Annotated in this window: 13 protein-coding genes; 3 read left to right on the forward strand and 10 right to left on the reverse strand. The window is 69.8% G+C overall.

Annotated elements, in window-relative coordinates:
- The 3 genes from AB0L25_RS38275 to AB0L25_RS38285 form a co-directional block, all read right to left on the reverse strand.
- On the reverse strand, positions 1 to 787 hold a 787-nt coding region (locus AB0L25_RS38275), incomplete at its 3' end, for a FadR/GntR family transcriptional regulator (RefSeq protein ID WP_500178196.1).
- Positions 788 to 1,009: 222 nt separating this feature from the next.
- Positions 1,010 to 1,462 (reverse strand): MaoC family dehydratase, encoded by a 453-nt coding sequence (locus AB0L25_RS38280; protein ID WP_500178198.1) that lies wholly within the window; start codon positions 1,460 to 1,462, stop codon positions 1,010 to 1,012.
- Positions 1,463 to 1,523: 61 nt separating this feature from the next.
- On the reverse strand, positions 1,524 to 3,074 hold the full coding sequence (locus AB0L25_RS38285; protein WP_500178200.1) for a class I adenylate-forming enzyme family protein: 1,551 nt from the start codon (positions 3,072 to 3,074) through the stop codon (positions 1,524 to 1,526).
- Positions 3,075 to 3,188: 114 nt separating this feature from the next.
- Between AB0L25_RS38285 and AB0L25_RS38290 the strand changes: the two genes are divergently transcribed.
- Positions 3,189 to 3,488: a hypothetical protein gene (locus AB0L25_RS38290; RefSeq protein ID WP_500178202.1), complete on the forward strand. Its 300-nt coding sequence runs from the start codon at positions 3,189 to 3,191 to the stop codon at positions 3,486 to 3,488.
- Positions 3,489 to 3,579: 91 nt separating this feature from the next.
- On the opposite strand, the gene AB0L25_RS38295 is transcribed toward AB0L25_RS38290, so the two are convergent.
- From AB0L25_RS38295 to AB0L25_RS38310, 4 genes are all read right to left on the reverse strand, one after another.
- Positions 3,580 to 4,776 (reverse strand): acyl-CoA dehydrogenase family protein, encoded by a 1,197-nt coding sequence (locus tag AB0L25_RS38295; protein WP_500178204.1) that lies wholly within the window; start codon positions 4,774 to 4,776, stop codon positions 3,580 to 3,582.
- Positions 4,777 to 4,843: 67 nt separating this feature from the next.
- Positions 4,844 to 6,058: an acetyl-CoA C-acetyltransferase gene (locus tag AB0L25_RS38300; RefSeq protein WP_500178206.1), complete on the reverse strand. Its 1,215-nt coding sequence runs from the start codon at positions 6,056 to 6,058 to the stop codon at positions 4,844 to 4,846.
- A 36-nt stretch (positions 6,059 to 6,094) separates the two neighbouring features.
- The gene (fabG, locus tag AB0L25_RS38305) at positions 6,095 to 6,835 is read right to left on the reverse strand and encodes a 3-oxoacyl-ACP reductase FabG (RefSeq protein WP_500178208.1); all 741 of its coding nucleotides are present in this window, start codon (positions 6,833 to 6,835) and stop codon (positions 6,095 to 6,097) included.
- 48 nt (positions 6,836 to 6,883) lie between these two features.
- Positions 6,884 to 8,053, reverse strand: coding sequence for an acyl-CoA dehydrogenase family protein (locus AB0L25_RS38310; protein WP_500178210.1), 1,170 nt, complete (start codon positions 8,051 to 8,053; stop codon positions 6,884 to 6,886).
- An 83-nt stretch (positions 8,054 to 8,136) separates the two neighbouring features.
- Between AB0L25_RS38310 and AB0L25_RS38315 the strand changes: the two genes are divergently transcribed.
- Positions 8,137 to 9,033 (forward strand): LysR substrate-binding domain-containing protein, encoded by an 897-nt coding sequence (locus AB0L25_RS38315; protein WP_500178211.1) that lies wholly within the window; start codon positions 8,137 to 8,139, stop codon positions 9,031 to 9,033.
- Positions 9,034 to 9,094: 61 nt separating this feature from the next.
- On the opposite strand, the gene AB0L25_RS38320 is transcribed toward AB0L25_RS38315, so the two are convergent.
- Genes AB0L25_RS38320 through AB0L25_RS38330 form a run of 3 tightly spaced genes read right to left on the reverse strand, consistent with a single transcriptional unit; the run spans position 9,095 to position 12,232 of the window.
- Positions 9,095 to 10,090, reverse strand: coding sequence for an LLM class flavin-dependent oxidoreductase (locus AB0L25_RS38320; protein WP_500178213.1), 996 nt, complete (start codon positions 10,088 to 10,090; stop codon positions 9,095 to 9,097).
- Positions 10,091 to 10,136: 46 nt separating this feature from the next.
- On the reverse strand, positions 10,137 to 11,378 hold the full coding sequence (locus AB0L25_RS38325; protein ID WP_500178215.1) for a cytochrome P450: 1,242 nt from the start codon (positions 11,376 to 11,378) through the stop codon (positions 10,137 to 10,139).
- A gap of 11 nt (positions 11,379 to 11,389) precedes the next feature.
- The gene (locus tag AB0L25_RS38330; protein WP_500178217.1) at positions 11,390 to 12,232 is read right to left on the reverse strand and encodes an SDR family NAD(P)-dependent oxidoreductase; all 843 of its coding nucleotides are present in this window, start codon (positions 12,230 to 12,232) and stop codon (positions 11,390 to 11,392) included.
- 63 nt (positions 12,233 to 12,295) lie between these two features.
- On the opposite strand from AB0L25_RS38330, the gene AB0L25_RS38335 reads away from it, so the two are divergent.
- A complete protein-coding gene (locus tag AB0L25_RS38335) occupies positions 12,296 to 12,952 on the forward strand; it encodes a TetR/AcrR family transcriptional regulator (RefSeq protein ID WP_500178219.1) in 657 nt (218 codons plus the stop codon).
- The last annotated feature ends 86 nt before the right edge of the window (positions 12,953 to 13,038 follow it).

A 13,038-nucleotide genomic window follows, 5' to 3' on the forward strand; every position in this document is an offset into this window, starting at 1 on the left:
CTCGACGATGGTGGCCGGACCCGTCCGCCGATTGACTCGAGGACATGACGAACACCGAAACGAACACCATCGCGGCGACCGCCGGAACGAAGATCATCGACTTGTTGTTGAGCAGGTACTTTCCGGCCTCCTGAAGATGGAAGCGCCACAGCTCCTCGGCCTCGGCCGCCTGTCCCGCCGCGACGAGCTCCACGAGCCGAACGTGTGCGCGGAAGCCCTTCCTGTTGGCCACGATGTTCTCCGGGCTTCCGGCGTCGAGATCCACGTGCGACCAGTTCGCCTGATCGATGATGTGCCGCACCATGCCGTTGAGCACCCGCATGGTCTCGTTGCCGGAAAGGTCGACAACCAGGGCATGGAACTGCATGTGGGCGCGGATGAAGGAGGGCGGATCATCGATGAGGCACTCGGCCTCGCGCACGGCCTCGGTCAGTCTCGCGAGGTCGTCGGCCGTGGCGCGGCGGGCGAGCAGCCCCGCGCACGGGGCCTCGATCAGGTTGCGGGCCTCGTAGAGGTCCTGGAGCGTGGTGCCGCGATGCTCCAGGACCAGTCCCGCGTACCTGGCCGCCACCTCCCCGCGCGGCACCTGGACCCGTGCGCCTCCCCGGGCGCCGCGCCGAATACTGATCAGTGCCTCGGATTCGAGCACCCGGAAGGCTTCACGCAACGTCGGCCGTGAGACCGAGAACTCCTCCATCAGGGTGGTCTCGGCCGGCAGCGCCTCGCCTCCGACCAGTTCACCCCTGACGATCTTCCGGCGAAGCTGGGCCGCCACCAGTTCGGCCATCTTGGGCACACGAACGCTCCGGCCGAGTCGAGCGGAGCCACCGGCCTGGCCATCGGCTCCGGCCCGGAGCACCCGCTCTCCGTCGGGCATCGCGGGAGTTGCCCCAGCATCGGCTACCATGATCTTATGATAACAGAAGAATTAAATAGGTTAGCTCTTTTATTCGGACCTCGCGTGCCGACGGCGGCCCGGCCATGGACGCCGCCGGCACACGAGGGCGGCTCAGAAGTACAGACGGCTCAGCGTCTCGGCCACACAGGCCGGCTTGTCCGAGCCTTCGAGTTCGATGGTGGTACGGAACAGCAACTGCGCCCCGGCGTCCAGGTCGCCGACCTCGACCAGCTCGGTGATGCCGCGCAACCGCGAACCGACGCGCACCGGGCTGATGAACCGCACCTTGTTCACTCCATAGTTGACCGACATGCGGGCCCCCTCGATCCGGTAGTTCTGGGACGCGAAATACGGCAGCAGGGAAAGCGTGAGGTATCCGTGGGCGATCGTGGCGCCGAACGGGCCGGAGGCCGCACGTTCCGGATCCACGTGGATCCACTGGCGATCGCCGGTCGCTTCGGCGAACGCGTCGATGCGCGCCTGATCGACCGTCAACCAGTCGCTCGTCCCGAGGACGTCGCCCCGAGCACCGCGGAGATCGTCGAGGTTGCCGAACACGCGCATGATCACTCCAGATCGATTCCATTGGACTTGCTCGCCATGTGACGTTCCGCGGGCCGGTGACCTACCGGAGCGCGGGCCCCCAGTCCGACCGGGCGCGCAAGGCGACCTTGTCGACCTTGCCGCCGGCGTTACGCGGCAGCGGGTCATCCTGCAACACGAGGTACTGCGGAACCTTGAAGTCCGCCAGCCGCTCCCCCGCCAGCCGGACGAGCTCGCCCGGGTCCACCGTCTCCCCGGGACGGGGCACGGCGACCGCGCCGACCTTCTGCCCCATCATCGCGTCGGGTACGCCGACGACCGCGACCTCCTCCAGCGCCGGGTGGGCGGCGAGCACCCGTTCGACCTCCACGCTGTAGACGTTCTCGCCACCGCGGTTGATGAGGTCGGTGCGACGGTCGAGGATGCGCACCCGGCCACGGTCGTCGACGTCCACCAGGTCACCGGTGTGCAGCCAGCCGCTCCGGAGGGATCGCGCCGTCGCGTCGGGCCGGTTCCAGTACCCGCTCATCACCTGGGGGCCGCGTACGAGGAGCTGCCCCACGCCCCGCGTCGCCTCCGGCCCGAGCAGAGCCAACTCGGTCGCGGGAACGGCGGTGCCGACCGTGTCGGCGTGGTCGAGGACGTCCTCGTGCACGAGGCACGTGACGCCCGGCGCCTCCGTCAGCCCGTATCCGGGCGCCATGCGGGCGGCGGGGAAGGCTTCGAGCAGGGCCCGCACCTGGGCGGGCGGTGTCGGAGCCGCCCCGTAGCTGACGCGCCGGATGCGCGAGACGTCGAGATCGCGGAAGCCCGGATGCCGGAGCGCCCGCCAGTACATGGCCGGAACACCGTTGAGGACGTCGACGCGTTCGTCGCGCACGGCCCGTAGCCATGCCCCCGCCTCGAAGGCGGGCATGATCACGGCGGTTCCGCCCGCCGCGAGAGCCGGCAGCCATTGCACACCGCTGGCCAGGACATGGAACAGAGGGGCGGCGATGAGGTTGCGCATGGGCTCGACCGGTCCCAGTTCCAGGACCCGTCGGCATTGCTCGACCGCCGAGAGCAGGGCGCGATGGGAGAGCACGGCGCCCTTCGGCCTGCCGGTCGTCCCACTGGTGTAGAAGATGGCGGCCGGCTCCCCCGGAAGCGGGTCGGCGTCCCTCGGACGACCCCCGTGAGGGAGAGCGCTGGAGCCGTCCAGGACGGCGGCGGCGCCGCTGTCGCGCACGATGAACTCCACCTCGGCGGCGGCGAGCCGGGTGTTGACCGGCACCGGCACCGCTCCCGCGAGGGTGGCGCCGAGGAAGGCCAGGCACCAGTCGGCGCCGTTCGGCAGCCTGATCGCGACCCGGTCGCCCGGCCGGACGCCGGCGCGGACCAGACCTCCCGCGATACCCGACGACGTCTCCCACAGCTCCGCGTAATCCAGCCGTCGCCCCGTACCGAGGTCCACCACCGCCTCGGCGCGCGGGGACCGATCGACCGTCATCCAGAGCAGTGCGCCCAGATGCGGGGCCGGCGTCGCGAACGGGCGGTCGATGCTCTGTTCCGCGTTGTCACCTGATGACCCGAGCGGAATGATCGCCGACTCGTCCGTCCCCGGCGCGACGCCGGATGCGCCGTGCTCGCCCATCGGTCACCCCCAGCCAGTAAAAGTTAAAACAGTATAATATTAAATCTACTTGCTCTGGATTGCGGTGGTGCATGCCCAGACGGGACCGGCCGCTCGCTGACCGATCGGAGGATCATGCTGCTTCAGGACGGAGTCGCGTCCGTCACCGGCGCCGTACGCGGGCAGGGGCGTAGTCACGCCGTCCGTCTGGCCCGGGAGGGTGCGTCGATCATCGCCGTGGACGTGTGCGCTCCCACCTCGGCGAACAACGGCTATCCCCCGGCGTCGGAGGCCGACCTGGAGGAGACCGCCCGGCTTGTCAAGGCCGACGGACGACTTGTCGTCGTCCGCCGAGCCGACGTGCGGGACTCCGCCGCACTCGAGGCCGCCGTGCGGGACCCGACCTTTCCCGGACCGTCACCGGAACGCAGCTGACCCTGGACATGGGCGCCACCAAGGTGTGACGCACCGTCCGGCGGGAACCGTCCCTTGCTCCACGGGGCGGCTCCCGCGTCCAGGGCCGCGTTCAGGCTCGTGGGCCGTACTCGCTCAGCAGACCGCGGCTGATGATCATTTTCTGGATCTCGCTGGTGCCCTCACCGATCAGCAGGAACGGCGCCTCGCGCATGAGCCGCTCGATCTCGTACTCCTTGGAGTAGCCGTAACCGCCGTGGATGCGGAACGCGTCCTGGGTGACCTCGGCGCAGTACTCGCTGGCCAGTAGCTTGGCCATGCCGGCTTCGACGTCGTTGCGCTCGCCGGAGTCCTTCAGCCGCGCCGCGTTGACCATCATCAGGTGGGCCGCCTCGACCTTGGTGGCCATCTCGGCGAGCTTGAACGCGATGGCCTGGTGGTCCGCGATCGCCTTGCCGAAGGTCCGGCGCTGCCGGGCGTACTCGGCCGCCAGCTCGAACGAGCGGACGGCGACGCCGCAGGCGCGCGCGGCCACGTTGACCCGGCCGACCTCGACGCCGTCCATCATGAACGCGAAGCCCTTGCCGGGCGCGTCGCCGAGGACGTTTCCGGCGCCGATGCGGAAGCCGTCGAAGACGGCCTCGGTGGTGTCGACGCCCTTGTACCCCATCTTGTCGATCTTGCCGGGGATGGTCAGGCCGGGCATGACCTCGCCGAACCCCTCCGGCTTCTCGACCAGGAAGGCCGTCAGGTTCTGGTGCGGCTTGTCGGCCCCCTCGTCGGTGCGGGCCAGCAAGGCGATCAGGTTGGAGCTGCCGCCGTTGGTCAGCCACATCTTCGTGCCGTCGACGACGTACTCGTCACCGTCGCGGCGGGCCCGGGTCTTGATCGCGGCGACGTCGGAGCCGAGGTCGGGCTCGGACATCGAGAAGGAGCCGCGGACCTGGCCGGTGGCCATGCGCGGCAGGTACCTCTGCTTCTGCTCCGGGGTGCCGTGCCGGTTGATCATGTGCGCGACGATGAAGTGGGTGTTGATCACGCCGGACACGCTCATCCAGCCGCGGGCGATCTGCTCGACGACGAGCGCGTACGTCAGCAGCGACTCGCCCAGCCCGCCGTACTCCTCGGGGATGGTCAGGCCGAAGAGCCCCATCTCCTTCATGCCGTCCACGATGTCGGCCGGGTACTCGTCGGCGTGCTCGAGCGCCTGGGCGTTCGGGATGATCTCCCTGTCCACGAAGTCGCGGACCGCCGCGAGGATCTCCTGCTGCACGTCGGTGAGTCCGGCCGTCTGGGCGAGGCGAGCCAAGGTCGTTCTCCTTATCAGGCGGGTGTCGAGGATCGGCCGATCCGGCGGGGACGGCTTCGCGCCGTGCTCATGCGCCGACCCGCTCGAAGACCGCGGCGAGGCCCTGGCCGCCGCCGATGCACATCGTCTCCAGCCCGTAGCGGGCCTGGCGCCGGTGCATCTCCCGCGCGAGCGTGGCCAGGATGCGCGTGCCGGTGGCGCCGACCGGGTGGCCCAGCGAGATTCCCGACCCGTGCACGTTGAGGCGCTCGAAGTCGTCCGCGCCGAAGCCCCATTCCCGGGTGCAGGCGAGCACCTGCGCGGCGAACGCCTCGTTGAGCTCGACGAGATCGATGTCGGACATCGTGAGCCCGGCGCGTTCGAGCGCCGCCTTCGAGGCGGGGACGGGCCCGATGCCCATCGTCGCGGGCGGCACGCCGGCGACCGCCCACGACACGAGCCGGACGAGCGGCCGCAGGCCGAGGGCCTCGGCCCGGTCGGGGTGGGTGACGACGCACATCGCCGCCGCGTCGTTCTGCCCGCTGGCGTTGCCCGCGGTGACAGTCGCCTCTGGGTCCCGCCCGCCCATCACCGGTCGCAGCCCGGCGAGCGTCTCGAGGGAGGCGTCGGCGCGGGGGTGCTCGTCGGTGTCGACGACGACCTCGCCCTTGCGCGTCCGGACCGTGACCGGGACGATCTCCTCGGCGAACACTCCGGACTCCTGCGCGGCGACCGCCCGCCGGTGCGAGGCGAGGGCGAGCTCGTCCTGCTCGGTGCGGGCGATGCCGTACTGGCGGCGCAGGTTCTCCGCCGTCTCCAGCATGCCGCCCGGAACCGGATGGTCGCGCCCGCCCGCGGTGACGCGTCCCCGGGCGAGCCCGTCGTGCAGCGTGGCCGCGCCGCCCTTGACGCCCCAGCGCATCTCGGTCGAGTAGAACGGGACGTTGCTCATGCTCTCGGCGCCGCCCGCGATCACGAGTTCGTGCACGCCGGTGCCCACCTGCATGCCCGCCTGGATCACCGACTGCAGCCCGGAACCACAGCGCCGGTCGACCTGCATCCCGGGCACCGTCACCGGCAGGCCCGCGTTCAGCGCGACGACACGGCCGATCGCGGGCGCCTCGCTGCTGGGATAGCAATTGCCGATGACCACGTCGTCGACGGAGTTCGGGGCGAGGCCGGTCCGCTCCATCAGTCCGCGCAGCGCGAGCTCGCCGAGTTCCGCGGCGCCGAGCGCCTTGAGGGCACCGCCGTACCGGCCGATCGGTGTCCGGACCGGTTCGCAGATCACGATCTCACGCATGGCGCGCCGCCTTCCCGATGCTCGTGCCATCCGCGCTCACATGAACCTCCCGCCGGTGACTTCCTGCACCGTTCCGGTCATGTAGGAGGACAGGTCGCTGGCCAGGAACAGGACCACGTTCGCGACCTCCGCCACTTCGCCGGCCCGCCGCATGGGGATCTCGCTCATCTTCTGCTCCCACGCCTTGGCGGGCATGGCCTCGGTCATCGCCGACCGGATCAGTCCCGGCTGGACGGCGTTGACGCGCACGCCATGGTGCGCCATCTCCTTGGCCGCCGCCTTGGTCAGCCCGACAATCCCGGCCTTGGCGGCCGAGTAGTTGGTCTGGCCGACCATGCCGACCTTCCCGGACAAGGACGAGATGTTGACGATCGCGCCGGACTTCCGCTCCCGCATGATCGCCGCGGCCTTCCGGGTGCCGTTCCACGTGCCCTTCAGGTGAACGCTGATGACCTGGTCGAACTGCTCCTCGGTCATCGTGCGCATGGTGGCGTCGCGGGTGATCCCCGCGTTGTTGACCATCACGTCCAGCGAGCCGAAGTCACGGACGGCCCGTTCGAGGAGCGCGTCGACGTCGGCCGCGACGGTCACGTCGCACCGGACGGCGACGGCCGTCTCGGGGCCGCCGAGCCGTTTCGCGGCGTCCTCGGTCGCGGCGAGGTCCAGATCGCCCAGGACGACTCGCGCGCCCTGCGCGACGAAGCACTCGGCGATCGCGAACCCGATTCCCTGCGCACCGCCGGTGACCACGGCGGCGCGCCCGTCCAACAGAGCCATCGTCGTTCTCCTCATCGTTCCGCACCGGACTTCCCGACGGTCGGGGCTTCAGGACCGCGCCGTCCGCTGGGCACGGACCAGCCCGCCGCCGATGATCAGGCGCTGGATCTCGCTGGTCCCCTCGTAGAGCCGCAGGAGGCGGACGTCGCGGTAGATCCGCTCGACGGGCACCTCGCGCATGTAGCCGGTGCCGCCGTGCACCTGCACGGCCAGGTCGGCGACGCGGCCGGCCATCTCGGTGCAGTACAGCTTGGCCGCCGACGGCGCGATCCGCCGGTCGGCGCCGCCGTCGTAGGCGGCGGCGGCGTCCCGGACGAGGGCGCGACCGGCCGCGACACCGGTGAACTGGTCGGCGAGCATGGCCTGCACCAACTGCTGATCCCCGATGGGGACCCCGCCTTGGGTGTTGGCTTCGGCGTAGGCGACCGACTCGTCCAGGGCGCGCTGCGCACAACCCACCGCCAAGGCCGCGATGTGGACCCGCCCGCGGGCCAGCGAGGTCATGGCCGCCCGGTACCCGACCTCCTCGGCACCACCGACCAGCGCTGCCCCAGGAACCCGCACCGAATCGAACGTGACATCGGACGTCCAGGCGCCCTCCTGCCCCATCTTGGCGTCCTTGGGACCGACGCCGACACCGGGCGCGTCGGCGGGCACCAGGAACACCGCGATCCCCGGCCCGTCCGGTCCCGGTTCGCGTGTACGCGCGAACACCACGAACAGGTCGGCGAGCGGGGCGTTGGTGATGAAGCGCTTCTGGCCGTCCAGGACCCAGTCGTCACCATCTCGACGAGCCCGTGTGCGCAAACCCGCCGGATTCGACCCGGCCCCCGGCTCGGTGAGCGCGAACGCGGCGACGACCTCGCCGGACGCGATGCGCTCGAGCCACCGCTCCTTCTGCTCCTCGGTGCCGAAGCCGACCAGCACCTGGCCCGCGATCCCGTTGTTCGTGCCGAACATCGACCGCAACGCCAAGGTGGTGTAGCCGAACTCCATCGCCAGTTCGACGTCCTGGCGCAGGCTCAGCCCGAGCCCGCCCCACTCCTGCGGGATGGCGTATCCGAACAGCCCCATGTCCGCCGCCGCCGCGCGCAGATCGTCGGGGATGCGATCGGTGGCCATGATCTCGTTCTCCCGCGGCACCACATCGTCGCGGACGAACCGCCGCACCTGGCCCAGGATCGCGGCGAAGTCCTCATCGCCGACCTTCTCGCTCATGGCCCTCGATTCTCGAGGTCCACGCTGATGCGTGTCCAATACCAATAACGGCTCTATTGATGCTCGACGCGATATAATTCAGCGTGGACTTCACCCAGCTCAAGGTGTTCCGCGCCATCGCCGACGAACTGCACTTCGGTCGTGCGGCCAAGCGCCTGCATCTCCCCCAGCCCTATCTCAGCCGCACGATCCGGGCTCTGGAGAACGATCTCGGCGCCCCGCTCTTCGAGCGCACGACACGGCGCGTCGAGCTCACCCCGGCCGGGCAGGCTTTGATCGAGCCGGCGGAGGCGATCCTCCGCCTGGAAGAGCGCGCCCGCGCCGAGGTCGAGGCGGCCCACCGCGGCGACGCCGGCCGCGTCCGGTTCAGCTTCGCCGGCCCGGCGTCCCAGGCCATGGTCGGCCGGCTCGCACGAACCGTGCGCGAACGTCACGAGCGGATCGACCTCGCCTTCCGCCCTGGCCGCTATGGACCTTCAGTGGTTCGGGAGCTGCTGGAGCACGACACCGACCTCGCCATCGCCAGGTTCCAGCACGCGCCCACCGGGGTCGACAGCCGCGTCGTCGCCCGCGAGCGCGGCGTCCTCGCCGTCCCCGCGGTCCACCCGGCCGCGCAGGCCCCGTCAGTGTCGTTCGCCGACCTGCGTAACGAACCCTTCATCGCGCTCCCGGAAGACTTCGGCTCGGCGGTGCGGACCATGTTCGTCAACGCCTGCCACACGGCGGGCTTCGTCCCGGACATCGTGCAGACCGCCCCCGACTCCTGGACGTGCGTCGCACTCGTCGCGGCGGGCGTCGGCCTGCACTTCACCACCGACTCGGCGGTGAGCCAGATGCCGCTGGACGGCGTGCGGATCGTCCCGCTCACCGAGGACATCCCGCCCGTCCACGGCTACCTTCTCTGGCGTACCGGCGACCGGGATCCAGCCCTGACGAAGATCCTGCGCACGTCCGAAGAGGTGCTGCCCACCGTGACCTGAGCCGAGCCCATCGCGGACAGGGAACGAGGCACCGACGCCAGGCATTGCCGACGCGCCGATGTCATGTGACCGGGGCGGCGATATCGAAGTGCGGCAGGACCTCGGACTCGAAGAGCCGCAGGCCGGCCCATGCCTTCTCCGGTTCTGTGCCGCCGAAGAGAGGGCGGAGGATCAAATGGCCGTCGGGGCCGAGTTCCCGGGCGATGGTGATGCAGCGCTCGGGCGTGGCGATCTCGTAGGCGCCACCGGCGCGCAGTTCGTCGACGGATCCGATCGGGGGGTACCACTCGCTCTTCCCCTGGGCCGAGTCGGCGATCCAGCGGGCATAGGTGTTGGCGGCGTGCAGGAGATTCGGGCCGACCTCGGCCCAGGCCGCGTCGGGGTCGTGCGTCACGTACAGGAAGGTCGGGCCGCGGGAGACCCACGGGCCCGGGTCACGTCCCAGCTTGAGGCATTCGTCCCGGTAGAAATCCCAGGCGCGTGGTTCTGCGGGGTCGAAGCCGTCGGCGAGGTGAGCGGCTCGCCGGGCGGGCGTCTCGGCTGCTCCGCCCATGATGATCGGTGGATGTGGCCGTTGAGCGGGGCGGGGGGTGACGGTCACACGGGTCCCGCGGAAGTCGAACGGCTCACCCGTCCAGGCGCTTTTGCAGACCTCGACGGCCTCGATGAGTCGGCTGCGCCGTTCTTTCAGGCCGACTTGGAACATGTCGAACTCCTGCTGCCGGTAACCCGCCGCGAACACCGGGCTCATCCGGCCACCGCTGAGCACGTCGACCGTCGCGAGGTCCTCGGCGAGGCGGATCGGGTGGTAGAGCGGTGTGAGCAGGATGGGACGGAACCGCATCCGGGAGGTGCGTCCGGCGGCGGCGGCCGAGGCCATCAGCGGTGACGGCAGGTAGTGGTCCTCGGTACCGTGGTGCTCACCGAAGTAGACCATGTCGAAGCCGAGGCCGTCGGCCCACTCGCAGATGTCCAGCATGGTCGCGGCGAGCTCGGCGGAAGTGGCGGTGGCGAAGTCGGGGCGGCGGAGATCGAAGGAAAGGCGCAGGCGAGGCACTGGTGTCCTCCTCCTTACGAAGTCGGGGGTGACGCCGGGGAACGGCTCAGACGGCGGACGAGGCGACGGGCGTGCCGACCACCAGGGGCAGGGTCGTCATGCGGACGGCGACCGACACCTCGTGCGTGAGGTGGGACAGGTCGCCGATGTGGTAGTCCGGGATGCGGCGGTGCCATTCCTCGATGAGCACGCGAAGCTCCATCTGGGCCAGGAGCGCACCGGCACACCGGTGCGGTCCGGCACCGAACCCGAGGTTGCGTTTCGGTCCCCGCCCCGGGTCCACCCGCATCGGCGCCGGGAACACCTCGGAATCCGTGTTCGCCGCCCCCAGCAGCAGCAAGAGCCGGTCACCCTCCTTCCACGGAATCCCGCGGAAATCGCAGTCGGCCCGAACGGTCCGGGCCACCATCGGGATCGCCGGGAACAACCGCACCGCCTCATCGACCAGTCCGCCGACCACCTCTGGAGTGTCGATGACGCGCCGACGCAACGCGGGCTCCTCGGCGAGCCGCTGGAACAGGAAGGCCATCGTGGAGGCGGTCGTACCGAGCGAGGTACCGAGGAGGGTGTGGCACAGCTGAAGGATCTCCTCGTCGGTGAGCGGCCGGCCGTCCAGGGTCTGGGCCAACAGGTGGGTCGGTATGTCGTCGGCGGGCCGACGACGCCGCTCGGCCACCACCTCTTCGAACATGCCGCGCACCTTGCTGATCGCCGCGGCGAGCAGAAGACCGTCAGGGTCGTTACTGGCGTTGAGCTTGCCCGGCAACAGCCGGGTCGCGATGATGTCGTCGGCGCGCCCGAGCGGCAGCCCCATGTGCTCCAGGAACACCTCGGCGGGGATGCGCAGCGCTACGTCGGCCATGAAGTCGCAGCCGCCCCGTGCGATGACCTCGTCCACGATCGTCGCGACCGAGGCCCGCGCTCGCGGCTCGAGCCTTTTCACGACGGCGGGCGACAGCAGCGGCGCGATCAGCCTCCGGACCTTCGTGTGCTCGGGCGGATCCAGGTTCGCCGGCATCTGGAAGACCGGGGGCGGATTCCGGTAGAAGGTGAACGTCTCGCAGTTGGAGTAGGTCGCCGGGTCCTGGCTGATCTCCCGGCACAGCTCGTTGCGGGTGACGACCCAGAAGCCGCGCGCCGCAGTGCTGTAGAACACGTCGCCGATCTGCTGGGCACCCCGGACCGTGCCGAGCGGGTCGTCCTTGAACACCGGGTCGCATTCCGGGTCGAAATCCACGACGGGCACGCCGGCGTCGCGTGCCCGCGCTTCCGCGTCCTCCGACGTCACGCTTGCGAGACTCATCTGACCTCCTGAGAGACGGGCGCGACGATGCTCGGCAGCCGCCCGTCGCGAAGAGCTTCGGTACGGGCCGCGAGCATCGCGGCGTCCGAAGGGTCGGTGAAGATGCAGAAGCGACGCTCGTCCAGAGCTTGCCGCAGGACGTCGTCCGCCATCGTTCGCGGATCCGCTCCGAACCGATCGAGGTAGGCACGGCTGGCGCGCCGGACCTCCTCGGGGACCGAAGCGCTGCCGTATTCGGCCGGACGGTTGCGGACCGCGTCCGCCATCCCCGATCGGATGGCGCCCGGCAGCACCACCGAGACGTGAACGTCGGAGCCGACCTCGACGAGATCGTGCTGCAGAGTCTCGGCCACGGCCAGCACGGCATGCTTGCTGGACACATAGGGCGCCACCGCCGGAAGGGTCGTCGCGGCGCTGTTGGAGGCGGTGATCACGATGTTCCCGCCCCCCGCTTCCAGGAGCGCCGGAACGAAACGCCGGATGCCGTGGACGACACCGAACACGTTGACGTCGTAGATCCAGCGCCAGTCGTCGACCGACAGCTCCCACGCGCGCCCCCGCAGCGAGACTCCGGCGTTCAGGCACACGACGTCGACGCGACCGAACCGGTCCAGTGTCCGCTCGGACAGATCGGCGACCGACTCGTCCTTGGTGACGTCCGTGCGGACGGCGAGAACGTCCGCACCGTCCGCCCGCAGGCGGCGCTCCGCCTGATCGAGCGCGTCACCGTTGACGTCGGCGATGACGACGACCATGTCTCGGGCGGCGAGGCATGACGCCAGCCCGAAACCGAGACCGCTCGCCGCTCCGGTGATGACGGCGACACCCCCATCGTCCACGTCGGTACCTCGATTCAGCTAATTAGTTAAATTAGTTGTGCGTCTTACAAGTAACATGTGAGCATGGTCACGTCAAGAACCGGGCGCCCGAGGCGCACACAGGAACAGCGTCGCGATGCCGCCCGCGCCGCGATCATTGAGACCGCCGTTCGCCTGCTGGCCGACGGTGGCTACGGGAACATGACGCTGGCGGATCTGGGCGAGCGCGCCGGCTACAGCAGGAGCTTGGCGACGCACTACTTCGGCTCCAAACCCAAGTTGCTCGCCGCGGTACTCGACCACGTGCTGCGGGAGAGTCCGCCGGGAAGAATGCCCGCTTCCGTAAGCGGGCTGCGGCGAGTCCAGGCCGAGATCGGCGCGGTGTTCGACGGCCTGGACGAGAACCCGTCCTCGGCACGCGCCTACATCGTCATCACCCATGAGGCGGTTACCTCGTTGCCGGAGCTGCGGCCTATGGTCCACCGGCAGAACATCGCGTTCCGGGGGCGCATCGAGTCCGCGCTTCGTGAGGCCGCGACGCTCAAGATCGTCCGTCCCGATCTCGACGCGGCCTCGGTGAGCATCGCGGTGGTGGCCATGATCCGGGGCGTTGTCTGGGAATGGTTCACCGACAGCACCCTCGACCTGGCAGCCTGCAAGCAGGCCGTACTCGACCAGACGGCTGCGTTGTGCACGGCGCCCACCGGCGGTGGCGCGCGACCCCAAATGCCTGTGCCCTGACGGGACCGCCACGAAAGCGGCCGGCCCGATAACGCTTCGGGACCGGCCAGGAGCGCCCTGCCGCCGAAGTCGCGGATGTGACCTCG

It is taken from the genome of Spirillospora sp. NPDC052242, assembly GCF_040679555.1.
Classification (GTDB): domain Bacteria; phylum Actinomycetota; class Actinomycetes; order Streptosporangiales; family Streptosporangiaceae; genus Spirillospora.